Annotated in this window: 20 protein-coding genes, 1 tRNA gene and 1 pseudogene; 9 read left to right on the top strand and 13 right to left on the bottom strand. The window is 56.4% G+C overall.

The window, feature by feature from the left end; translation table 11 throughout:
* Nucleotides 1–132: 132 nt before the first annotated feature.
* The 3 genes from queC to ISP19_RS15875 all read left to right on the top strand — a co-directional run bounded on the left by queC (nucleotide 133) and on the right by ISP19_RS15875 (nucleotide 3,289).
* On the top strand, nucleotides 133–813 hold the full coding sequence (queC, locus tag ISP19_RS15865; protein WP_204683397.1) for a 7-cyano-7-deazaguanine synthase QueC: 681 nt from the start codon (nucleotides 133–135) through the stop codon (nucleotides 811–813).
* 53 nt (nucleotides 814–866) lie between these two features.
* Nucleotides 867–942, top strand: a tRNA-Lys gene (locus ISP19_RS15870).
* A gap of 322 nt (nucleotides 943–1,264) precedes the next feature.
* Nucleotides 1,265–3,289: an acyltransferase family protein gene (locus ISP19_RS15875; protein ID WP_275577143.1), complete on the top strand. Its 2,025-nt coding sequence runs from the start codon at nucleotides 1,265–1,267 to the stop codon at nucleotides 3,287–3,289.
* Between the two features lie 39 nt (nucleotides 3,290–3,328).
* Here ISP19_RS15875 and ISP19_RS15880 read toward each other — a convergent pair whose 3' ends face one another.
* The 7 genes from ISP19_RS15880 to pilB form a co-directional block, all read right to left on the bottom strand.
* The gene (locus ISP19_RS15880; RefSeq protein WP_204683399.1) at nucleotides 3,329–4,063 is read right to left on the bottom strand and encodes a TVP38/TMEM64 family protein; all 735 of its coding nucleotides are present in this window, start codon (nucleotides 4,061–4,063) and stop codon (nucleotides 3,329–3,331) included.
* On the bottom strand, nucleotides 4,060–4,617 hold the full coding sequence (locus tag ISP19_RS15885; protein ID WP_204683844.1) for a nucleoside deaminase: 558 nt from the start codon (nucleotides 4,615–4,617) through the stop codon (nucleotides 4,060–4,062). Before ISP19_RS15885 ends, ISP19_RS15880 begins: the two co-directional genes overlap by 4 nt.
* Nucleotides 4,617–6,374, bottom strand: a complete 1,758-nt coding sequence (locus ISP19_RS15890; RefSeq protein ID WP_204683400.1) for a glutamine--tRNA ligase/YqeY domain fusion protein — start codon at nucleotides 6,372–6,374, stop codon at nucleotides 4,617–4,619. The genes ISP19_RS15885 and ISP19_RS15890 overlap by 1 nt, the downstream gene beginning before the upstream one ends.
* Nucleotides 6,375–6,470: 96 nt before the next feature.
* Complete coding sequence (coaE, locus tag ISP19_RS15895; protein WP_204683401.1) at nucleotides 6,471–7,079, bottom strand: dephospho-CoA kinase; 609 nt, start codon at nucleotides 7,077–7,079, stop codon at nucleotides 6,471–6,473.
* Nucleotides 7,080–7,087: 8 nt separating this feature from the next.
* Nucleotides 7,088–7,945, bottom strand: coding sequence for a prepilin peptidase (locus tag ISP19_RS15900; RefSeq protein WP_204683402.1), 858 nt, complete (start codon nucleotides 7,943–7,945; stop codon nucleotides 7,088–7,090).
* A 78-nt stretch (nucleotides 7,946–8,023) separates the two neighbouring features.
* Nucleotides 8,024–9,292, bottom strand: coding sequence for a type II secretion system F family protein (locus tag ISP19_RS15905; protein ID WP_204683403.1), 1,269 nt, complete (start codon nucleotides 9,290–9,292; stop codon nucleotides 8,024–8,026).
* 147 nt (nucleotides 9,293–9,439) lie between these two features.
* Nucleotides 9,440–11,167, bottom strand: a complete 1,728-nt coding sequence (gene pilB / locus ISP19_RS15910) for a type IV-A pilus assembly ATPase PilB (protein WP_204683404.1) — start codon at nucleotides 11,165–11,167, stop codon at nucleotides 9,440–9,442.
* A 272-nt stretch (nucleotides 11,168–11,439) separates the two neighbouring features.
* Between pilB and ISP19_RS15915 the strand changes: the two genes are divergently transcribed.
* The 6 genes and pseudogenes from ISP19_RS15915 to ISP19_RS15930 all read left to right on the top strand — a co-directional run bounded on the left by ISP19_RS15915 (nucleotide 11,440) and on the right by ISP19_RS15930 (nucleotide 15,240).
* A complete protein-coding gene (locus tag ISP19_RS15915; RefSeq protein ID WP_204683405.1) occupies nucleotides 11,440–12,294 on the top strand; it encodes a glycosyltransferase family 2 protein in 855 nt (284 codons plus the stop codon).
* Nucleotides 12,287–13,513 carry a glycosyltransferase gene (locus ISP19_RS15920; RefSeq protein ID WP_204683406.1) on the top strand — a complete coding sequence of 409 codons (1,227 nt, stop codon included), beginning with the start codon at nucleotides 12,287–12,289 and terminating at the stop codon, nucleotides 13,511–13,513. Before ISP19_RS15915 ends, ISP19_RS15920 begins: the two co-directional genes overlap by 8 nt.
* A 2-nt stretch (nucleotides 13,514–13,515) precedes the next feature.
* Nucleotides 13,516–13,764 carry an NAD-dependent epimerase/dehydratase family protein gene (locus ISP19_RS21435; RefSeq protein ID WP_284384742.1) on the top strand — a complete coding sequence of 83 codons (249 nt, stop codon included), beginning with the start codon at nucleotides 13,516–13,518 and terminating at the stop codon, nucleotides 13,762–13,764.
* Nucleotides 13,686–14,206, top strand: a pseudogene (locus ISP19_RS15925) (NAD-dependent epimerase/dehydratase family protein). The gene ISP19_RS21435 and the pseudogene ISP19_RS15925 overlap by 79 nt, the downstream one beginning before the upstream one ends.
* Nucleotides 14,176–14,496: a hypothetical protein gene (locus ISP19_RS21340; RefSeq protein ID WP_239556878.1), complete on the top strand. Its 321-nt coding sequence runs from the start codon at nucleotides 14,176–14,178 to the stop codon at nucleotides 14,494–14,496. Before ISP19_RS15925 ends, ISP19_RS21340 begins: the two are co-directional and overlap by 31 nt.
* Before the next feature lie 12 nt (nucleotides 14,497–14,508).
* Entirely contained in the window at nucleotides 14,509–15,240 is a 732-nt protein-coding gene (locus tag ISP19_RS15930; protein WP_204683407.1) for a class I SAM-dependent methyltransferase, read from the top strand.
* Here ISP19_RS15930 and ISP19_RS15935 read toward each other — a convergent pair.
* The 6 genes from ISP19_RS15935 to ISP19_RS15960 all read right to left on the bottom strand — a co-directional run bounded on the left by ISP19_RS15935 (nucleotide 15,237) and on the right by ISP19_RS15960 (nucleotide 22,276).
* The gene (locus ISP19_RS15935) at nucleotides 15,237–16,322 is read right to left on the bottom strand and encodes a glycosyltransferase family 4 protein (RefSeq protein WP_239556879.1); all 1,086 of its coding nucleotides are present in this window, start codon (nucleotides 16,320–16,322) and stop codon (nucleotides 15,237–15,239) included. The two genes, ISP19_RS15930 and ISP19_RS15935, sit on opposite strands and share 4 nt — an antisense overlap.
* A gap of 38 nt (nucleotides 16,323–16,360) precedes the next feature.
* Nucleotides 16,361–17,458 (bottom strand): UDP-galactopyranose mutase, encoded by a 1,098-nt coding sequence (glf, locus tag ISP19_RS15940; RefSeq protein WP_204683409.1) that lies wholly within the window; start codon nucleotides 17,456–17,458, stop codon nucleotides 16,361–16,363.
* A 53-nt stretch (nucleotides 17,459–17,511) separates the two neighbouring features.
* A complete protein-coding gene (locus tag ISP19_RS15945) occupies nucleotides 17,512–19,524 on the bottom strand; it encodes an HAD family hydrolase (RefSeq protein WP_204683410.1) in 2,013 nt (670 codons plus the stop codon).
* 56 nt (nucleotides 19,525–19,580) lie between these two features.
* Nucleotides 19,581–20,471, bottom strand: a complete 891-nt coding sequence (locus ISP19_RS15950) for a glycosyltransferase family 2 protein (RefSeq protein WP_204683411.1) — start codon at nucleotides 20,469–20,471, stop codon at nucleotides 19,581–19,583.
* Nucleotides 20,472–20,498: 27 nt separating this feature from the next.
* Nucleotides 20,499–21,221, bottom strand: a complete 723-nt coding sequence (locus tag ISP19_RS15955; RefSeq protein WP_204683412.1) for a class I SAM-dependent methyltransferase — start codon at nucleotides 21,219–21,221, stop codon at nucleotides 20,499–20,501.
* 119 nt (nucleotides 21,222–21,340) lie between these two features.
* On the bottom strand, nucleotides 21,341–22,276 hold the full coding sequence (locus tag ISP19_RS15960) for a glycosyltransferase (RefSeq protein WP_204683413.1): 936 nt from the start codon (nucleotides 22,274–22,276) through the stop codon (nucleotides 21,341–21,343).
* Between the last annotated feature and the right edge of the window lie 15 nt (nucleotides 22,277–22,291).

Here is a 22,291-nt window from a genome sequence, read left to right on the forward strand (position 1 = left end):
AAGCCGGAATCAAAGCGTCCGTCGTACTGGTGAGCTGCTTTCCGTTGCTTCTGTTTTATGCGCGCCGGCCTGTGTCGCCAGCAAGCGCTTCCAGGCCGGTGACCGGCCGTTTCATCATGTTGGAATCCAACCATGTCAGCATCCAGTCCCCGCAAGGCCGTCATCCTCGTTTCAGGAGGCATGGACTCGGCCGTTACCATCGCCCTCGCCCGTGAACAGGGCTATCAAGTGCATGCCTTGAGCGTGGCTTACGGGCAACGCCACAGTTCCGAGCTTGAGGCCGCCGCACGCGTGGCGAACATGCTGGGTGCTGTCGAACATAAAACGGTACACGTCGACTTGCGCAGCATCGGCGGCTCGGCGTTGACGGCGGATATCGATGTGCCGGAAGAGGGTGGCGAAGGCATTCCCGTAACATACGTACCGGCCCGCAACACCATCATGCTGTCGATTGCACTGGGCTGGGCGGAGGTGCTTGGCTCCACGGACATCTGGTGCGGCGTCAACGCCGTGGACTACTCCGGCTATCCCGACTGCCGCCCCGCCTTCGTCGAGACGTTCGAGCACCTCGCCAATGTCGCCACCAAGGCTGGTGTGGAAGGGGCGGGCATCCGCATCCATGCCCCGCTGATGGCGATGAGCAAGGCTGATATAGCTCGGGAGGGCCAGCGCTTGGGCGTGGACTTTGCCGCCACGGTCAGCTGCTACCAGGCCGATGCCGAGGGCCGTGCGTGTGGCCACTGCGACGCCTGCCGACTGCGCGCCCAGGGTTTCCGTGCCGCCGGCCTGCCTGATCCGACCCGATATGCGTGATGCGCTTGTGCCACAAGCGCTCAGGTCATAAAATTGCCAGCTAACTTTTTTACGGGCCGTTAGCTCAGTCGGTAGAGCAGTAGACTTTTAATCTATTGGTCGACAGTTCGAATCTGTCACGGCCCACCAGCATTCAGAGGGACTTACGGCGACGTAAGTCCTTTTTTTGTGTTTGGCGGATCGATCTGATGCTCATTCCCGGTCTTCGTGTTTGGGGCCAATGTCGCAATAATCTGAGACTTTGTCCGCAGGGCTCCCCTCGAAGTCGCATGTTAATATCGTAAGAATCTTGGCTAGTACCCTGTAAAGGTGCCAGAGGCCAAGCAGGGGATGTCGCGGCAGACGTTGCATCCAGGGGTTCTGTAACAGGCGGGCAGATCACGCCGGCGCGGTTTATTGCGTGCCTCGCGGATAAGTGCGCCTGTCATGTCGAACAGAAGATGGCGGGGATATGGGGTTTCGGAAGGATATCAATGGACTGAGGGCGGTCGCCGTTGTCCTCGTGCTCTTGTTTCACGGTGGCGTGACCGCGTTCCCATCCGGCTTTATCGGCGTGGATGTGTTCTTTGTCATCTCCGGGTTTCTGATCACCTCCATCGTCAGGGCCGATCTGGCTGCTGGCACATTTTCGTTCCGTGGCTTCTACGTACGCAGGCTTTGGCGCATCCAGGTTGCGCTGCTCGCTGTGGTCGCTGCGACCTTCATGGTTGCGGCAATCTTCTATCTGCCCGACGACTTCAACGTCTATTTCAAGTCGGCGATGCAGACGATCGGGCTCTCGTCGAACTACTACTTCGCCAAAACGACCACCGCTTATGCAGCGACAGGGTCGCAGACGCTGTTGCTGCTGCATACCTGGTCGCTTTCGGTCGAATGGCAGTGGTACCTGATCATGCCGGTGGCGATGTGGCTGCTGTATCGCTATGTGTCGCCACTGCAAACCCGGCTGATGCTTCTGACCGCGCTGGTCGCGCTGGCTTGGTATGCGTTGCGCCAGCCGGTCATGCATGGTGACGCGGCGTATTTCTGGTTCTCGACGCGCATTTTTGAATTTCTGTTTGGTGCAACCTTGGCCGTACTGGTCGAGGGACGAAGCGCGCCTCCGGATGCGCTGCTGTTGAACCTGCTAGGCGTGTTGGCGCTGGCGGTGATTTTTGGCATTGCTGCGATGCACGGGGTGATTGCGGACTACCCGAATCGTTACGCGGTATTGCTGTGTGCGGCTTGCGTCGTCGTGCTCTGGATGGGCGCGAACGAAAAGTCCTGGGTGTCGTGGCTGCTCTCGCTGGCGCCGGTGGTGTTCATCGGCGATATCTCCTATTCGCTTTATCTCTGGCACTGGCCGATTTTTGCGACCTGGCGGTACCTGGAACTGCCGGAAAGCGCCGCAACCCTATTGCTTTGCTACGGACTGACGTTCGCGCTCGGTTATCTCTCTTACCGCTTTATCGAACAGCCTTATCGCCGCCTGCGCCCGAGCTTTGGACGATCAGTGGCGGTACTGGTAGTTGTTCCGCTGTTTGCGGTGGCGGCGCTGTTTGTCGTCGCGCAGAAGCATGAGTTCTTCCCGGCGCGTTTCGGTCCGGAACTGGCTTACGTGGATGGCTCGCTGAGCAAATACGACCCGCCGATGCGCAGGCATTGTCTGCAAGGCCGTGGCACGAATGGCGGGAACGTGGACCTCCGCTATCTGGATGTCTGCGTGATCGGGCACAAGGGTGTACCGGTTACCGGTTTGATGATTGGCGATTCCTATTCCAATCAATATTGGAATTTCATCGATCGGCTATCCAATGCGGCGGGTGTGTCGGTGGCGTCGCTGGCCACGCCTTCCTGCCTCGCACTGCCCGGCGTGACGCTTTATGACTGGCATTCCATCAATTACCAGCAATATCGCGTTTGCGAAGATCGCACCAAGAATTACTACAGCATCATTCAGTCGCACAAATTCAAATACGTGATCATCGGCGAGAACTGGGTGTATTACGACTTTCCGGCGATTGTGAACAAGCCAGGCGACCTGCAATCCAAAGAACTGGGGCGGGCGCGCATTGAGGCGGCGATGCGGCATGCGTTGGACATCGTCACTTCAACCGGCGCGATACCGGTGGTGATCAAGGGGGCGGCAACGATGCCTGACGATTTTCAGGGCTGCTTCTATCAGCATTTCAAGCTACGCCAGAGGTCGGGTGGAGCCGACTGCACGCTGGGAAGCACCAAGGGCGACGTGGATGTCTGGTATGACCAGCTCTTCGAGCGGCTGAAAACGAGCTATCCAACCTTGGTGTTGATCGACCCGCGCCTTGTGCAATGCTCGGGCGACAGCTGCATGACCACCTACAAAGGGGTGCCGATCTACCGGGACACCGGGCATATGTCGGACTACGGCTCCTACCAGCTGGGGCAGCTTTACCTGGAGAGCCAGCCTAATCCGTTCACGGAGCATGTGCCGTCAGCGGTTGCGCCTTCGGGCTGACGGCCGGCAAACAACAAGCGTCGTGGTGTCAGGCAGATATCAAGACTGGTCCGGGCGATTGTCCGGACGAGGTGTCGACGGGTGCCAGCGCGATTTCAGCCGTTCCAGGACTAAGGGCACCAGCGACAACAAGGCCAATACGCCCAGCGGCGCCAGGACGCCGGGATCGAACATCAACCCAAGGCCAATCTGTTGGCCGTGACTGAGCGCCTTCCCCAGTCCCGCGCCTATCGAGGTTTCGAAGCCCAGCATGATCGTGCCGCCGAACCAGGTGGCGCCGAGAAACAGCCAGAGCGAGCAGCGCAGCCAGGCCAGCGCCACGGTGATCAGGCCAAAGGGCGCTACCGGTACCAGCCGCAGGAACAGGGTGTAGACCACCGGATGGCGTTCGAAACCATGATGCAGCTTGTCGGCGATAGCCGGCGGGTGTTTGCTGCCTGCCCCGAATGCATAGCGGCTGGCAAGGAACAGCACCAGCGAGCCCAGGGTCAGGCCGATGGAGGAGTAGATGGTGCCCTCCACCACGCCGAAGGCGAATCCCCCGGCCAGGATCAGCACGATGGTCACCGGGATGCCCGTGCAAGTCGCCAGGATCAGCAGGCCGATGTAGACCAGCCGGCTTAGCCAGGGGTCCTCATTGATGCGCGTGTGGAATTCTTGCTGATGCGCGACCAGTTGCTCGGGGTGGATGCGATCGAACAAGCCCGATGCAAGCAGCACAATGCCTGCTGCGATCAGCAAGAGCAGCGGCAGTGCTGCGCGCAGGCGTTTCAATAGCTGGCCCCGGTGGTGCCGTAAGCGGCCAGTACCGCGCGGGCTTCGTTGCGCAGGATGTCCCGGCGCACGGCAATGCCGCGGCGTTCCAGTTCGCCGACCCAGTCGGTCGGCAAGGGGCCCTCGTCGAATTCGGTAAGCGCCTCGACGTCCTCGGCGCGGGCGCCGATCAGCAGCGTGTCGACGCCGGCCCAGACGGTGGCGCCATAGCATTGGCAACAGGGCTGGGAACTGGTGGCCAAGGTGTAGTGGCCGCCCTGCTCATTGAGCCGGTAGCTCGCCAGGCGCTGCTGAGCTGCCATATAGGCAAGCATTTCCGCATGCGCCACCGAGCAGGTCTGGGGGACCACGCGGTTGGTCGCAGCGGCAATCAGCCGGCCGTGCTCGTCGAATACGGCGGCGCCGAACGGCCCGCCACTACCGTGCTGGATATTGCGCTGCGACAGTTCAATCGCCAGCCCTACACGCTCCTCATCGGTGAGATAGCGCCGACCGGCGTCAGCCACTTCCTCGATCCAGGGCGGTAGGGTGAGATGGATCTGCAACGGCAGCATCATGCCTGTTTGGCCCAGGTGTCGCGCAGGGTGACCGTGCGGTTGAACACCGGGGCTTCCGGGCGATGGTCGAGGCGATCGGCCACGAAATAGCCCAGGCGCTCGAACTGGTAGCGCTGCTCGGGTTCGGCGCTGGCCGCGGATGGTTCCAGCCAGCCGCGCACGGTGCGCTTGGCGTCCGGATTGATGTGCTCGATCCAGCTCTTGCCGTCGCTTTCGTCGTCCGGGGTAGGGACGTTGAACAGGCGGTCGTAAATGCGGATTTCCGCCGCAACGCCGTGTTTGGCGCTCACCCAGTGGATGGTGCCTTTGACCTTGCGATCGGCTCCGGGCATGCCGGAACGGGAATCCAGGTCGAGCGTGCCATGCAGCTCGGTAACGTTACCGGCGGCATCCTTGACGACCTGCTCGCACTTCACGATGCCCACGCCACGCAGGCGCACTTCGCCTTCCGGCTTCAGGCGATGAAAGCCCTTGGGCGGTATTTCGGCGAAGTCCTCGCGTTCTATCCACAGTTCACGCGAGAACGGCACTTGGCGGGTCCCGAAGCTCTCATCCTTGGGATGATTCGGGAAGCTCAGCGTTTCTTCGTGCCCCTCGGGCAGATTGGTGATCACCAGCTTCAGCGGATCGATCACCGCCATGCGGCGCGCGGCGCTGGCATCGAGGTCTTCGCGGACGCAGTTCTCGAAGATGGCGTAGTCGATCATGCTGTTCTGCTTGCTTATGCCCAGGCGCTCGATCAGCAGGCGAATACCGCCCGGCGTGAAACCGCGGCGGCGCAGACCGCGCAGGGTATTCATGCGCGGATCGTCCCAGCCATCGACCAGCCCCTCGTTCACCAGCTGGGCAAGCTTGCGCTTGCTGGTGATGCTGTAGCTGAGATTGAGGCGGGAGAACTCGATCTGTCGCGGCTTGGCCGGTTCGGTGCGAAAACCGGCATCGCGCATGTGCTGCCACAGCTCCGGGTGGTTCGGCAGGTCCACGTTGTCCACGAACCAGTCGTAGAGCGGGCGGTGATCCTCGAACTCCAGCGTGCACAGCGAATGGGTGATACCTTCCAGTGCATCCGAAAGGCAGTGCGCGTAGTCGTACATCGGGTAGATCGGCCACGCGTCGCCGGTGTTCTGGTGGGTAACCTTGCGGATGCGGTAGATCGCCGGATCGCGCAAATTGATGTTGCCCGAGGTCATGTCGATCTTGGCGCGCAGCGTCTTGCTGCCGTCCTCGAACTCGCCCGCGCGCATGCGGCGGAACAGATCCAGATTCTCCGCCACGCTACGATCACGGAAGGGGGAATGACGTCCCGGCTCGGTCAGCGTGCCGCGGTATTCGCGCATCTGCTCGGCGGTGAGGTCGTCCACATAGGCGTGGCCATCCTCGATCAGCTTGAGCGCGGCGCGGTAGAAAACTTCAAAGTAGTCCGAGGCATGGCGCAGGTCATGCCACTCGTAACCCAGCCAGCGCACATCATCCTTGATGCCCTCGACAAACTCAGGGTCTTCCTTGCCCGGGTTGGTGTCGTCCAGGCGCAGGTTGCACCAGCCCTCAAACTCCCGGGCGATACCGAAATCCAGGCAGATTGCCTTGGCGTGACCAATATGCAGGTAGCCGTTGGGTTCCGGCGGGAAGCGGGTGCGGATGGCCGTGTGCTTGCCTTTGGCCAGGTCCTCGCGAATGATCTGGCGGACGAAATCGCGCGGCGCGTCGGTCTCAAGGGTTTCAGCAGGCTTGGCGGCGGCGGATTCGGTGGACATCGGGTTCAAAAGTCTGCACGAGGGGCGGGAATCCCCAAGTTTAACCGGTTGAAAGAGTTGCGTAACCGCTGGCCGAAGGGGTGTCTTTGGCCGCAGTTAACGCCGGTCAGCGGCCAATTCAAGGTAGCGTTGATGCAGGGCGGCTACCTGGGCGTCCAGCGTAGCCTCCGGGCCCGCGTTGTCGATCACATCATCCGCCAGCGCCAGGCGGGCGGAGCGGGAGGCCTGGCTGGCCAGGATGCGCGTGGCAAGCGTCTCCTCGATCCCGTCTCGCGCGATCAGCCGCGCCATCTGGGTAGCTTCCGGCACATCCACCACCACAATCCGGTCCACCCAGCGGTAATGTCCGATGTTCTCCGCAAGCAGCGGAATAGACAGCATGACGTAGGGCCCCTCGGCACGCTGCGCATGCTCCAGCATCCACTGTCGCACGCGCGGATGCACGATGGATTCCAGGGTCTTGCGCGCGGAAGGATCGGCGAAGACACGCTGGCGCATCGCTGGTCGGTCGAGGTTGCCATGCGGATCCAGGACGTCAGGGCCGAAAGCGGCAACGATGGCAGCAAGGCCGTCGCTGCCTGGCTCTACGACGACACGTGCGGCGTAATCCGCATCGCATACCCGCACCCCCAGCGCCTTGAAGCGTTGTTCCACCACGCTTTTGCCGGAGGCGATGCCACCTGTAAGGGCTGCTGTAAATGGCATGGGGCGGCTTATCGGATACCAGAGAAACTCATATAGGCGTGCCACAGGTAATCACCTGCCACAAACCAGATCCAGCCCGCCAGGGCGATAAAGGGCCCAAATGGCATCGGTACCTCGCGCGCGTGTTTGCGCAGGACAATCATGGTGCCGCCGATAAGCGCGCCTACCAATGAGGACAGCAGTATCACCGGCAGCAATGAAACCGGTCCCATCCATGCTCCGAGCGCGGCGAGCAATTTGAAGTCACCAAATCCCATGCCTTCCTTGCCCGTCAGCAGTTTGAACAGCCAGTACACACTCCACAGACTGAGATAGCCGATCGCGGCACCAAGAATGGCCGCATTCGGTTCGACGAAAAGATGGCAAAGGCTCAGAGCAAGCCCAGCCCAAAGCAAGGGCTGGGTGATCTGGTCCGGTAGCAGTTGGGTACGGAAATCGATACCCGACAACGCCACCAATGCCCAGGTAAAGAACAAGCCTGCCAAGGCAGCCCAGGTCGGGCCGAATTTCCACACCACAATCGCGCTAAGAACGGCGGTCAGCGCCTCAACCAATGGGTATTGGATCGAAATAGGGGCCCGGCAATAGCGGCAGCGTCCGCCCAGCAGTAGCCAGCTGAAAAGCGGGATATTGTCGTACGCTGCCAAGGGATGCTTGCAATGTGGGCAATGTGACCGCTCACGCACGATACCCGGCGGCAATGGCTCGACCGGCGTATCCACGCCCAGTACTTCGCGGGCTTCCTGTTGCCATAGAGCATCCAGTCGCACCGGTAGCCGCAAAATCACCACATTAAGAAAACTGCCGATCAGCAGGCCGAACACCCCGGCGATAAGCGCCCACATGATCAGTGGCAAGTCGGGCATGCCTGGATCCTGGTTATGAAAACGCGCCACATTATCGCCGTAATGCGGCAATCCTGTGGCGCGGTTAGAGACGATTGATTAGAAGGTGCCGGCGAGTTTGAAGATGGGGAGGTATAGGGCGATCACTATGCCGCCGACCAATACACCCAGGATCACCATCATCAAAGGTTCTAGCAGCGAAGCCAACGAGTCGACGGCGTTGCTAACTTCCTCTTCATAGAATTCAGCGCACTTGAACAACATGTGATCCAGGGCGCCGGATTCTTCACCGATGGCGACCATCTGCGTGACCATGTTTGGGAAAAGCCCGGTCTGTCGCATTGCCAGCTGTAGTTGGTGACCCACCGCGACGTCGTCACGCATCTGGTGTACACCCTCGGCGTATACAACGCTGCCTGTCGCACCGGCAACGGCATCCATCGCCTCGACAAGCGGCACGCCGGCACGGAAGGTAACGCCCAAGGTGCGCGAAAAACGTGCAATAGCTGACTGACGAAGGATGTTGCCCATCACGGGTAATTTGAGGGTTAGGCGATCGAGGAAATGAGCAAACTTCACCGACCGCTTCTTTGCCATGACCAGGGCTACGATCGCGCCGGCACCTCCAAAGATGATCACCCACCAATACTGCTGCATGAATTGCGAGAGGTTCACAAGAAGCTGAGTCGGTGCCGGCAACTGTGCGCCTGCATCCTTGAAGGTTTTGGCAAAAACTGGCACGACGAACAACAACATGATCATGATGACGGCAACGGCGACCACCATGACCATGATTGGATAGAAAAGCGCCTTCTTGATCTTGCCCTTGATGCTCTCGGTTTTCTCTTTGTAGGTGGCGACGGTGTCGAGAATGGTATCGAGCACACCTGCCGACTCACCTGCCCGAACAAGATTTCGGTAGAGCTCATCGAATTGCACGGGATACTGGCCCAGGGCTTCGTGCAGGGTCGAGCCGCCTTCGATGTTCTGTTTGACATCGATCAGCATGTTCTTGAAACGGGGGTTTTTCTGGCCGTCGGCAATAATGTCGAAAGCCTGCACCATGGGCACGCCTGATGCCATCATGGTGGCGATCTGTCGGCTGAAAATGGCCACATCACGGGGCTTGACCGCTTTGCCGCTGGAGCCGAACAGGGGCTTGGCGCGTTCGCGAACGGTCTGGGGGTTCATGCCTTGGCGGCGCAGCTCGGCCTTTACCAGCGAGGCATTTTTTGCCTGTGTGGAACCCTTCATGCGTTTGCCGCGCTTATCCAGCGCCACCCAGTCATAGGTGGGCAACTGGCTGATCTGAGCACGTTCAATGCCCTGTTGCCGGGTGTTCTTCGTGGCAGCGGTAGCCGTGGCCATGCGTATCTTCCCCCAATAATTCGGTCCGTCGCCTCTGTGGGGCGACGGGCAGGACAGCGTGCAGCTTACGTCATTTCAAAACGGGATTTTCGTGGCCCTTGGCGCAAGTCCATTATCAAAATGTTTCGAATTGCCCCATCCCGGACGTCAGTCCTTGGTCACACGGTCAATTTCTGCCAAGCTCGTCACGCCTTGCTTGACTTTGAGCAGGGCCGATGCCCGCAGATCATTGATGCCCAGTTTGCGGGCGACTTCGGCGATCTGCAGCGCGTTCCCACCCTCCAGCACGATCTTCTGGATGTCCTCGACCATGGGCATGACCTGGTAGATGCCCACGCGTCCCTTATAACCTTCGTTGCAGTCGGGGCAGCCGACGGCTTCATAGACGGTCAGCCCGTCGTCGATATCCTGCTGGGTGAAACCGGCGTCCAGCAAGGTTTTGGGTATGAGGCTCATCTGCTTCTTGCAGCTATGCAAACGACGCGCCAGACGCTGGGCAATGACCAGGGTGACGGACGAGGTGATGTTGTAGGGCGCAATGCCCATGTTCATCAAGCGCGAGATGGTCTGAGGCGCGTCGTTGGTGTGCAGGGTGGACAACACCATGTGACCGGTCTGGGCGGCTTTGATGGCGATTTCGGCTGTTTCCAGGTCACGGATTTCGCCCACCATGATCACATCAGGATCCTGGCGCAAAAACGAGCGAAGCGCTGCCGCAAAGGTCATGCCGCGCTTGGTGTTCTGCTGGACCTGGTTGATGCCTTCGACACGGATTTCGACCGGATCTTCCACCGTAGAAATATTGCGTTCGGCGGTGTTGAGAATGTTCAGTGCTGTATAAAGCGATACGGTTTTGCCCGAGCCAGTGGGTCCGGTGACCAATACCATGCCGTAGGGCTTGTGGATGGCATCGATGTAGAGCTGTTTTTGATGTTCCTCATAGCCCAGCTTATCGATGCCGAGCTTGGCCGATGAGCTATCCAGGATACGCAGCACGATCTTCTCGCCGAACAGCGTGGGCAGTGTGCTCACGCGGAAGTCCATCGCATGGCTCTTCGACAGGTTCAGCTTGATGCGCCCGTCCTGCGGTACGCGCCTTTCGGCGATATCCAGGCCGGCCATCACCTTCAGGCGTGATGAGATACGGTTGGAAAGTTTTATCGGCGGACTGGCTACGGCACGCAGCATGCCGTCCATGCGCAAGCGTACTCGGTACTGGCTTTCGAAAGGCTCGAAATGGATGTCGGAGGCGCCGCGCCGTATGGCGTCTACCAGAATCTTGTTGACGAACTTCACGACCGGAGCGTCGTCGTTGGCGTTGGCATCAATGCCGCTGCCTGTACTGTCGTCGTCCCCATCCCCGGTTTCGAGCGCAAGATCCTCCAGATCTCCCCCGCCCAGGTCGGGAGTGACATTGTTAAGTGTGCTTATCGCGTTTTCGATGGCACGGTTCAGCTGGCTGCGTTCAACCAGGATCGGTTCCACCATGCAATTGGAGTGGAACTTGATTTCATCCAGGGCGTGCAACTGCATGGGATCGGCGATGCCGACAAATAATCGCTTGCCGCGCTTGAGTAGCGGCAGTGCCTGATGCTTACTGATCAGTTCCTGGCTGATCAGGCTTAATGGCATGCTGGCAGGTGCCAGAGCCGCCACATCCATCATGGGCATGCCGAATTCGGCGGAAGCAATCTGGGCGAGGCGGTTGTTATCCACCAGGCCCTGATCCAACAGCCATGAGGTCAGCGTTTTTTTTTGCTGAAGCGAATCGGCGACGGCTTTACGGACGTCTGTCTCGGGCAGTAGACCTTCGGCCACGAGGCGACGGGCCATGCCGGACAGGCCTAGCGCGGTTGGCTGTGGTTGCGATGACATGAGTAAACCTGCTTAAAACCCCTGATTGAACTCGAATTTAGCGCACATTGGGGCGCCAGGCTATGAGTACCGGCCAGTTTGGCAAATCCGGGCACATCCCCGGCGGAGTTCCGCTCGATCAAGGCCGGGCCCACGGGCAAAACGCAGGCCTGGGAAGGAAGAGTGACCTGGGCAGCAGTTCGGCCGGAATCTTCGAGAACCGGCCGGCCGGCGCGGTAGGTGCTTCATGCTTCACGCGTTATTATCGGCTGCCTCATGGGGAATCGACCTGATTGAATAGTCTCAGCATCATCCTGCCTGCCAAGAATGAAGGCCCTGCTCTGGCCGAGTTGCTGCCGCGTTTGCGCGCCATGTACCCAGCCGCCGAGATCATCGTGGTGGACGATGGTTCCACCGACGACACGCGGGTCATCTGCACCCGCAACGATGTGAAGTGCCTAAGTTCACCCTATTCCATGGGTAATGGTGCAGCCATCAAGCGAGGGGCCAGGGCCGCGACTGGCGAGATCCTGGTTTTCATGGACGGCGATGGCCAGCATGATCCGGCGGATGTGACACGCTTGATCGAAAAACTGGAGCAGGGATACGACATGGCGGTGGGGGCCCGCGATTGGGGTAGCCAGGCCGGCGTCGGGCGAGGCATCGCGAACACTTTATATAACTGGCTTGCCACCCAGATGACGGGTCATGCAGTGGCGGACCTCACTTCTGGTTTTCGTGCAGTGAGAGCAGACCGGTTTCAAGAGTTTCTGTATCTCTTGCCAAATGGATTCTCGTACCCGACGACCAGCACCATGGCTTTTTTCCGCAGCGCCTACCCAGTGGCTTATGTGCCGATCAAGGCCGCACAGCGGGTCGGGAAGAGCCACATCAAGCCGTTGCGCGATGGCTTGCGGTTCTTGCTGATCATCTTCAAGATCGCCACGCTTTATTCGCCATTGAAGCTGTTCGTCCCCGCGAGCGCGGTGTTTTTTTTGCTCGGTTGCGCCAATTACGCATGGACTTACATTCGTGAGGGCCGACTGACGAACATGAGTACCCTGATGTGGAGTGCTGCCGTGATCGTTTTTCTGATTGGTCTGGTTTCCGAGCAGATAACGGCGTTGACGTACCGGCGTCATGGGTGAGCCGCCTCGTTCCACGCTTTTGGTACTGGCCTCGACCTATCCACGCTGGCGTGGAGATCCCGAACCGGGTTTTGTGCATGAGCTGTGCCGACGTCTTGCGGATCGATTTCATGTCATTGCATTAGTGCCGGATGCACCTGGAGCGGATCCGGACGGGGTGCTGGATGGTGTCGAGGTTGTGCGCTTTCGTTACGCACCGCGCCGTTGGCAGACGCTAGTCAGCCATGGTGGTATCGTCAGTAATTTGCGCCATCACAAGTGGAAGTGGCTGCTGGTGCCCGGATTCATTGTGGGACAGTATCTGGCGGCAAGACAGCTTATCCGGCATAGACAGGTCGACGTCATTCACGCGCATTGGCTGATCCCTCAGGGCATGATCGCTCGCCAGCTGAGGAGTGTTGCGCGCATCCCATATATCGTGACTTCCCACGGCGGGGATCTCTATGGCTTGCGAGGTGCGTTGCTTGCGAAATTGAAACAAAAAGTAGCCGATGCTTCATCCGGCATGACAGTGGTGAGCACAGCCATGCAAGCTGAAGCGCAGACAATAGGGCTTATGCCTCCGAAGCTTGCCGTGTTGCCTATGGGCGTCGATTTGCGCGGGCGTTTTGTCGTGGACTCAAACGTAAAGCGAGCCGATAACGAATTGCTTTTCGTAGGCCGCTTGGTAGCAAAAAAGGGATTGCCGGCGCTCTTGAAAGCGATGCCCTTGGTGCTTGCGCATCGGCCGGAAGCGGTCCTGACCATTGCCGGCTTTGGTCCTGAAGAGTCGGAGCTGCGTGCGCTGGCGCATCAATGGGGTATCGTCGAACAGGTAAGGTTTCTTGGGGCGATGACTCAAGACAGATTGCCGGAGCTTTATCGCCGCGCAACGGTCTTCGTTGCTCCTTTTATTCGCGATACCTCGGGCGATCAGGAGGGACTGCCGGTGGTTCTTATGGAGGCAATCGGTTGTGGATGCCCAGTGATAGTGGGAGACGTAGCGGGCATTCGTGATTTGCTGGGTAATGCGGCGGAGGAAGTATGTGTGGATCCCATGGATACTCAGGCGCTTGCGGCATCCATCCTCGCCGTGTTGGAGCATCCAGAGCGGGCTCAGGACCAGACCCGGAAAATACGTGAAACGGCGGCTAAACGTATCGACTGGGCCACGGTAGCAGATGGTTATGCCCGCATCATCGAGGACTGTGTCGAAGGATCGGTCGAGGGGAGCGGCTAATCGTGACCAGTGTATTGATCTGTGGCGGAGCTGGTTATGTCGGCGCGCATATGCTTAAGATGTTTGCGCTCCAGGGCCACGATGTCGTCGTATTCGATAACTTGTCGACCGGCCATCACGCCGCGGTGCGATGGGGCAGCTGGTCGAAGACGATATCCTGGATCCTCTTGCGCTGGAACGGCTATTCGGCACACATCAGTTTGATGTGGTTATGCACTTCTGTGCACTATCGCAAGTGGGGGAGTCGGTAAGGGATCCGTATAGCTATTATCGAAACAATGTCACTGGCACCCTTAATTTGCTTAAGGCGATGCGTCGCGCCGGGGTGGCAGGCTCGTATTTTCTTCAACAGCGGCGGTCTACGGCGTTCCCAGAGATAATGGTCGCCTCGACGAATGGCATCCTACGATACCTATCAATCCATACGGAGCTGGCAAGCTGATGGTGGAGCGAGTGCTTGAGGACGCAGCGCGTGCCTATGGGCTTCGCTCAGTCGCATTGCGTTACTTCAACTCTGCCGGCGCGGATCCCACCGGAAATATCGGGGAGTCGCATATGCCAGAAACGCATCTAATTCCCAATGTATTGCGTGCAGCGTTGGGTGTGGGTGACGGGGTGCTAAAGATTATGGGGACGATTACGATACTTGTGACGGTACTTGCGTGCGCGATTACGTGCACGTCAATGATTTGACAAGTGCACATCTTCAGGCGGTGCACTTTCTCGAAAATCGTGGCGGCGCACATTGTTTCAATCTTGGCAGCGGGAGAGGGGTTGCAGTGATGGAGATCATCGCAGCTTCACGCGAAGTAACCGGCTGTGAGATTGCATTTAAGCGCAAGCCTCGTCGCTCAGGTGATCCGCCGACACTGGTGGCTGATACACGACGCGCAGAAACGGAGCTCTTTTGGCAGCCGGCATTTGCTGATACCAGGGCTATTATCGAAACAGAGTGGCGCTGGCCTTGTTCGCCGCATTACTGAGATACATCTTCGATGAAGAAGCAGCCAAAACTTATTTTGCGGGAAAGTTGCGTCAATGACCTGAGCGGGATGTGGCCTGTCGGGCGATTTGTCGAAATGGGTGCCGGTACCGGGCATATGACGCGGATTTTTCTTGAGCGAGGGTTTTACGGCGCTTGCTACGATCTTGGTATGAATAGTCGCCAGATATTGCGCGAAAATCTCGCGTATGTGGGTGAGCGCATGCTGGTGGTGGATCGGTTATCCGAATTGGCGGCAGAATCGTTCGACTATGTGTTTGCGTTTGAGGTGCTTGAGCATATTAAAGAAGATGGCGCAATGCTGCGGGAATGGATGCGATACCTGAAGCCGGGCGGGCGTATTCTTCTGTCTGTTCCAGCGCACCAACGAAAGTACGGCAAGTCTGACGAGCTTGTTGGGCATATGAGGCGTTACGAAAAAGAAGATTTACACGCGCTCTTGTCAGATGCGGGTGCAGGCGACATCCATATCGTAAATTATGGTTTTCCGGTTACTGAACTTACCCGTAGGCTGTCCAATCGTTTGATCAAGAACGATCATAGCTGCGATCAAATGACACCTGAGCAACGAAGTATTCGTAGCGCGCAAGCTAGGCCGGTAGTTATTAACAGGGTGCTTTCAGCCGTAAGTGGTGATTTATTTGTTCCATTTTGCAGCATACAGCGTTGGTTTTACCGTTACGACCTTGGGGATGGTTATGTGGCTAGTGGAGTAAAGCGCTAAGCTTCGTGATCCACTAATTGGATCAGTCGTGGCTCAAGCGAGCTAATTAGTTGTGCCCAGTCATCGATTGCCACAGTGGGAGAGAGTGGATTGTTGAGCTGAGTAAGCAGAGTGCTAGCCAGGCTATCTGGATTAGCCGCTTGATAAAGAGCTGAGGGCGTATCAGCTAATAAGTCTGCCATTGCTCCAACGCTGGCAGCGGCTACCGGTAATCCGCAGGCTAGCATTTCGTAGGCTTTTTGCGGGAAGCAATAACGACCAAATGGCGTATCCAGGATACAGATGGCGCCGACATCTAATGCGTTGAACAGCTCGGCTGTACGCGGATGCGGTAGAGAGCCGAGATAGTGGATCCGGCTACTGGACGGTGGAGGAAAATGCGAATCGATGGGGCCCGCGAGCACCAAGTGCACATCAGGATGCCGTTTTTCGACCACTTTCCAGGCTTCATAAAGTGTCTCTACGCCCTTGTCTCGGTAGAGGCCTCCAGCGGTGCCAATCAAGGGAATATTGGCGGGCAGTCCGAGCGATTTGCGGCATGCAGCCTTATCCAGTGGTCGAAAGACCGCTTTGTCTACCGTGCTCGGCATCGATATAACCTCGCCACGTGCACGATAGACATCAGTCACAAAATCTTTCAGCGGTTTGCTGGTAGTTGTAACGAGTGCTGCATTGTGTACCGTCCTGCGTAACGTAGGCACCATGCCCGGTATGCGTGCTTGCCCAAAGCCCTCGAAATTGTCGTAAAGATCCACTGCATAAGGCCGCTTGAGCCGCTTGGCCAGCCATGCAGATAAAACTACATGTGGTATGTCTGATGCCCCTATCAATAGGTCGGGTGCGAACTCGCGTAGGCGGCGTAGTAACCTATATGGATAAGCAATAAGCGCAGGTGCATATAGACGACCTAGGGATTGCGATTCCCATCGCAATTGCCCAGGTAAGGCTTCGTGCGTTTCGTAAATATCATCGTGCTTCTGGTAACTGAGGCAGAATCCCCTCACGTCATGCCCAAGCTTGGCGAGCTGGAAAGGAATTTCGTACAGTCGGGCGTAGCGGTCGACGATAACGTCCTTGCTCATATAGCGACGCTTGCAAAGAAATGCTATGCGCATCCAGGTCAGCCCGTCAGTCGCTTGGCGGCTGCCAGGGCGGCACCTACAACCTGATCCATGTTGTAGTAGCGATATTGCGCCAGCCGACCTACAAACGTCACATTTGATTCCTTCATGGACAGGTCTTCATAGCGCTTGAATAGTGCTTCGTTTTCTGCTCGAGGCACAGGGTAATAGGGATCGCCTTCGGCCTGTGGGTATTCGCGCACGATAGACGTTCCTTTATGTTTTTGCCCAGTTAAATGTTTGAACTCCGTTATTCGGGTGTAGGCATGGTCATTCGGATAATTGATCGTGCCTGTTTCCTGATATTGCTCGACATTTGGCAGATGTTCGTGCTCGAAACGTAAAGAGCGATAGGGGAGGTGGCCGTGGCAATGATTGAAGTAAGCATCGATCGGGCCGGTATAGACGATATGCGACGCTTTTATATTCACGCGTACGTCGGCAAAGTCCACACCAAGCTCCACGGAAATGTTTGGGTGGTCAAGCATGGACTCGAACATTTTTGTATAGCCATGCAGCGGCATGGCCTGGAAGGTGTCAGTGAAATAGCGATCATCCGTATTCGTGCGAACTGGTATGCGGGCCGCCACACCAGCCTTTAGTCTTGATGGGTCCAGTCCCCATTGCTTCCGTGTGTAGTTTAGGAAGAATTTTTCGTACAGGTCACGACCTACGCTGTTCAATACGACATCTTCGCTGCTGAGTACGGGGTCGCGGGGTTCGCGCACCTGCTCAAAAAAAGCCGCTGCGCCCGCCTCATCCAGGTCCAGGCCATAGAGTTGATTGAGCGTGTCGCGGTTGATTGGGAACGGGTAGCTCTTGCCACCGACGATGCCGCGTACTCGGTGCTCATAGGGTCGCCATTCGGTGAACCGCGACAGGTATTCGAAGATCCGCTCACCGCTGGTGTGGAAGATATGTGGGCCGTAGCGGTGGACCAGGATGCCGTGGGTATCCAGTTCGTCATAGGCGTTGCCGGCGATGTGGGGCCGCTTGTCGATGACGTGCACGTGCCGACCGGCGTCCGCCAATTCGCGTGCAACCACGCTTCCGGCGAAGCCGGCGCCGACGATCAGGATGTAAGGAGCAGCTTGCATCTGGATATCCTATCGAAGCGGTATTGTCAGCATTTCGGCTTAAATGGCTGGCTCTACCCTTTGAAGCGGTTTCGCAGGGAGTCAACAAAAAGTACGAACTCCAAAGGGATGCGAACATGCCATGGGGAAAGGGCCATCGAACCCTCCAGCCACATGAAGGAGGGAGATTCGAAACTCTTCCTCTTCGATAGTGCCATGGAGATAACGGTCCATACATCATTTGGGCGCAAGGGGCGGCATAGTGGTTTCACGAATGATTTCTCGTGCCGCATGTCGGCGACAGTACCAAACGTGGCCATCGCGCGCGCATCCGACTTGTGCGGATGTCGCAGCAAGCCTTCCGCGGTGGAAAGGATCTCGCCAACGTGCTCGGTCAATGCGGCCGCGATCTTGGGGTTGGCAGAGACCAGGCGTGCGGCGGAAACGGCTGCTTCGTGCAGCCGCGTTACATAGGCTAACTCTGCTTCGCTTCGTAGTTCCGGGCCAAAGACGGGGATGCTCCGATTTCCTTCCATGCGATAACCACGCGTGGTCGCGTGTGTGGAGGGTAGGAAACAGTGCTCGATGACGACGCGGCGCCGAGAGAAGATGGATCCGGCTTTGGAAATAAATGGGTAGGCAACGCCTGCTTGAGCCTCGTCGAGATGATCGCGAGCCAGCGCGAGGTAATAGCCTTGCGGGGCATAATGTGAGGCTCCCCCGATATCCATGATGCGTTTGAGGGCCGCCTGGGAGTTCAGAGACCAGCCCGCGTCGACCAGGGCCCAGGATACATCCTCGAAAAGCCCTTCTTGCTTAAAGTATGAAAGCGCGATTTCACGTTTCCGAGTGACCGATGAAACGATCAATTCCGAGGTGGAGGTGTCGCCCATCAGCTCGTCCAGGAAGCGGCGAGCCTGGTCGTGGGACAAGTGCTTCGACCACTCGGTGGCGTTGCAGGAAAGCAACTTTCGGATAGTCTCCTGGGTGCCGTTGTCCAGTCCCATCCTCGCAGTAATGTCGTGTCTGCTGCTGGCCTGGCCGGGAATCACGAGCAAACGCTGCCAATCGGCATTGTCCTGGCTGATAGAGGGCGATAACCACGCTCGGCGTGATCCGTAAAAGTAGTGCAGTTCTATGCCATTGCCTTCGCTCTGCAGCGCTTGTGCCATCCGAAACATGACCTCGGCATCGCGGGCTACGAAATAAAGCCGGTGTATGCCGTTGCGCTTTGCATGATCCAGAACCCACATGACGTAAGCCAACAGTAGAGGTACGATGATGCCTTGGATCGCATGGTCCAGTGGGTCGTCTTTATGATCGAGTTGTGCGGCCCCGAATAGGCGCAGCCGCCTGGTCAGCGCGGGCAGGAATGACCTGGCCCTGTGCCTGGGTAGTTGGTGGCCAGCCATGCTGGCTTCGCGGGCGGTCAACATGCCGCCGCGGAAATGGCTGGCTTTGATGCTGGCCCTGGTTGCCATCCGGATGTCTGCATGCAGATTGTCACCGCTGTGGATAAGTTGCGATGCGTCCAACCCTTCCGCCTTTAGGACGTGTTGGAAGAGTTGTCCATAGTGTTTCGTAACGCCGACATCGCAGGAAACATATAGCGCGTCTTCTTCCTTCATCACGCCACGCTCCTTGAGTATGGGGGCGAGGAGGGCAGACGGCAGATACATGTCAGAAATGAAGATGATCCGGTGACCCATCCGGCGCAGGTTTTCAATGTGGGAAACTACTGCTGGGATGGGATAGATGCTGTCTCGCTCGAGATCGATCTCTGCCCGTATCAGGTCTTGCGTCTGGGTGGCTAGGCTATGCGGTATAGGAAAATGTGCGTAGATTTCGTCAATCGTCACTGCTTGGCGTGGTTGCGCGTGCCTGTACGCTCTCTTCTCGGCGCGTATGCGTAAGGACTGGAAACGCGCGGCAAACTTAAGCTTTTCCTTATCCGTGAGGCCCGCAGGGGCGAGGCGCAGTCCCAGTTCGTAAAAGAGGTCTCTCGGGTGCGCGCATGTCCGTGTGATGCAGGTGTCGAAGACGTCGAAGGAATATGCGACGGGTCGCAGATTGTCAGAGAAAGACATGGATTGCCGTATTTCCTTTAGCGCCGTGATCTATGAGGCTGGGGAGTGCCTGTTAGTTATGGCATGCGCGGTATGTCGCGGTTAATGAATTTTGACCATAGCCGAATGAAGCCACCGATGACAGGATGCTCGTACAAGCGCCTAAGTCGTTGTGAGGAGAAACCCTGTTGGAGCAATGCGGCCAATGCAGGGTTGTATGTCTCACTCCGTAACATGCGATTTCGCACTATCCCCTCGTATAAAGCGAAATGATTGGACTTGTCTATAACAGAGTTGGCCATAATCCCGGAGCTGGCACTGCGGACGTGGTAGTTGGCTAGCGCCTCGGGTATTACACCGACGTCAAATTTGGCGATGAATCTGAGCAAAAAATCCCAGTCTCCCAGCACAGGTAGGGATTCATCAAATGGTCCTACAACTGTGTAGGCTTGGCGCCTGAAAAGAAACGATATTGGAGGTATTTGGTTGACTTCGGCGATTTGAGCAGCAGACAAGCAGCCACCAAGGGCTCGGAATTGCTTTTCACTTACTTTTGAAACAAGATCGCCCTCTACCTTCTCATCAATCTGTAGTGTCAGGGTGGCGACACCATGGATGGTCGGATATGGTGGGTTGTCGATATAGGCCATCGTTTTCTCTAGAAAACGTTCATTCAACGAGTCATCATCGTCATGAATAAGGATGTAATCCGAATGGCTTTGGGCGATGCCAATATTGGATGCTGCCTCCATGCCGTGAGATCGATTGTTATGGATAATTTTTAGGCGGCCATTGTATTTTTTGGCGTTTTCGCGTCCAAGGGCTTCTACGGGAGCCGAATCGCCCCCATCATTAACGATGATATGTGTCCAGTTTTCTTGGGTCTGGTTCAGTACGCTATATATGGCGCGCTTGAGTAGTAAAGGACGGTTCTTCGTCCTGGTGATAATAGCCGTAAGCGTGCTCATACAGGATCCTTCATAATGCGCTTGGAATTAGACTTTTGTTGCTTCTAACGTCATGGTTTCAAGTTCAAGAAACCCTTCGGGCATCCTATTTCTATTTTCCAATCCAATAAATTCACTCGATTGGCTCTCATTTAATTTACATTTCTTGATTTCAGTAAATCCACATTTTTTCAACGAGTGGCGTAGGGTTCGCTCTGAATAAATGAATTGATGCCCCCAGTCACGAAAGAAATTATTTATTACAAAGGTAGGGTCGTCAGGTAGTGCGTCCTTCAAGAATGTTTCTGCTGACCATTTCACATATAACTGATGCAGCGGTCTTGTTTTTTGGTAGAGTTTGGCTAGGAAGAAAATATCTGGGGTCGATATCCGAATTCTTCCGCCTTTGCGAAGAATTCTGTGGCACTCGGATAGCATATTTACACCATCTTTGTATGATATGTGTTCGATCATGTGTTCGGTGAATATGAAGTCGAATGACTGATCAGAGAACGGGAATCGTTTTGTTGCATCTAAGTGGAATACATGGGGGGATGTTGGGTGCAAATCGGCATTGATGAAATCATTTAGGGTATGATTTCCGCATCCAATATGTAATTTCCACTTATTATCTTTTGGCTTGTAATTGGAGATTAGTTTTTTTTCGACTCTTGCAAGCATCCGTTTTGCGTTCTCTGCGAATAGCCGCGTCTTTCTATAAGCCTTGATCGCAAGGCGGCGCAGTGAGCTTTCCTTGATTGCTGTGATCATGAGATGGGCTCTGGCAAGGATTTTTTTCGCGTAGCAAAAGTGATTTCTATCACAATTTCGGCGTGCTCTTGTTTTTCCTATTTTTTGGTGCTTTTGCTTTTTTATCTGCTTTTACAGGGCTATTTGGGATAAAAATTGGGGCGCAATAGTCTTTTAAGTTGGTGGCCGGCTAAGTATTTTATGGCTAACTGAAGTGGTTTTTTTTTCCTAAGGAGTGCTTTGTGAGTTATAGGGGCATCACGTAGGACGGCTCGAAACATCGATAGATTGAAGTAACTGTGATACCAGGCTAACCATGTGTCGCATGCTTTTCGAGCATAGGCCTGATGAGGGCCTGGGAATTCTGCCATTGCTTTCAAGCGTAAGGCGTCCTCGTCCAGGAAGTTTTTTCTCTGCGATGTAGAGTGGTTGTTCGCAGCAGCTTGAGTTATTGATGCATCATGGCGCCGATAGTCGACCAGCACTTCGTCAAGGTAGGCGACATAGTTAAGGTTAGATGCGACAAATGCTAACCACCAGTCGTGTGGCACCATTTTTATAGCTCCGTAACCATTCAGTATGTGCTTACGGAATATCATGGCATGCCCAAGTACGGAGTTGCTAAAGAGGAAGGGGCGCGGGTCGTTGCCCTGAATCATGTTGAGGGTGTCTGCCAGGGTGGAGCCTGAAGGCCGGCCCTTGTCGTCGATGAGCCGGCTATTGCAATAAACGAGTAGAGCATCTTTCATGTTTTCGATAAGACGACGGGTCTTGCTGGGGTACCAAATATCGTCTTGGTCGCAGGGTGAAATCAGTTCGCCGCGGCAAGCTGAGAAGCAGTGCGCGAAATTTTGAATAATCCCATGATTTCCATTGCGAGTTAGGAGGCGTATGCGCTGATCTTTCGAGGCGTATCTCTCCAGTATTTGCCAAGTAGCATCAGTAGAACCATCATCCGAGACAATAATCTCGAAATTCGAGTAGTCCTGCGCCAGCAGTGAATCCATCTGCTGTGCAAGGAATTTCTCGCCGTTAAAGGTCGCAAGTGCGATGGAAACGAGTGGCGGGTTATTCATGAGTGTCTTCTTGCT

It is taken from the genome of Dyella flava, from assembly GCF_016904955.1.
In the GTDB taxonomy this organism is placed as follows: Bacteria; Pseudomonadota; Gammaproteobacteria; order Xanthomonadales; family Rhodanobacteraceae; genus Dyella_B; species Dyella_B flava.

Coding starts and splice junctions, on each gene's coding strand:
- queC (WP_204683397.1), top strand. CDS start 133: ATGTCAGCATCCAGTCCCCGCAAGGCCGTCATCCTCGTTTCAGGAGGC.
- ISP19_RS15875 (WP_275577143.1), top strand. CDS start 1,265: ATGGGGTTTCGGAAGGATATCAATGGACTGAGGGCGGTCGCCGTTGTC.
- ISP19_RS15885 (WP_204683844.1), bottom strand. CDS start 4,617: ATGCTGCCGTTGCAGATCCATCTCACCCTACCGCCCTGGATCGAGGAA.
- ISP19_RS15890 (WP_204683400.1), bottom strand. CDS start 6,374: ATGTCCACCGAATCCGCCGCCGCCAAGCCTGCTGAAACCCTTGAGACC.
- coaE (WP_204683401.1), bottom strand. CDS start 7,079: ATGCCATTTACAGCAGCCCTTACAGGTGGCATCGCCTCCGGCAAAAGC.
- ISP19_RS15900 (WP_204683402.1), bottom strand. CDS start 7,945: ATGCCCGACTTGCCACTGATCATGTGGGCGCTTATCGCCGGGGTGTTC.
- ISP19_RS15905 (WP_204683403.1), bottom strand. CDS start 9,292: ATGGCCACGGCTACCGCTGCCACGAAGAACACCCGGCAACAGGGCATT.
- pilB (WP_204683404.1), bottom strand. CDS start 11,167: ATGTCATCGCAACCACAGCCAACCGCGCTAGGCCTGTCCGGCATGGCC.
- ISP19_RS15920 (WP_204683406.1), top strand. CDS start 12,287: ATGGGTGAGCCGCCTCGTTCCACGCTTTTGGTACTGGCCTCGACCTAT.
- ISP19_RS15930 (WP_204683407.1), top strand. CDS start 14,509: ATGAAGAAGCAGCCAAAACTTATTTTGCGGGAAAGTTGCGTCAATGAC.
- ISP19_RS15935 (WP_239556879.1), bottom strand. CDS start 16,322: ATGAGCAAGGACGTTATCGTCGACCGCTACGCCCGACTGTACGAAATT.
- glf (WP_204683409.1), bottom strand. CDS start 17,458: ATGCAAGCTGCTCCTTACATCCTGATCGTCGGCGCCGGCTTCGCCGGA.
- ISP19_RS15945 (WP_204683410.1), bottom strand. CDS start 19,524: ATGTCTTTCTCTGACAATCTGCGACCCGTCGCATATTCCTTCGACGTC.
- ISP19_RS15950 (WP_204683411.1), bottom strand. CDS start 20,471: ATGAGCACGCTTACGGCTATTATCACCAGGACGAAGAACCGTCCTTTA.
- ISP19_RS15955 (WP_204683412.1), bottom strand. CDS start 21,221: ATGATCACAGCAATCAAGGAAAGCTCACTGCGCCGCCTTGCGATCAAG.
- ISP19_RS15960 (WP_204683413.1), bottom strand. CDS start 22,276: ATGAATAACCCGCCACTCGTTTCCATCGCACTTGCGACCTTTAACGGC.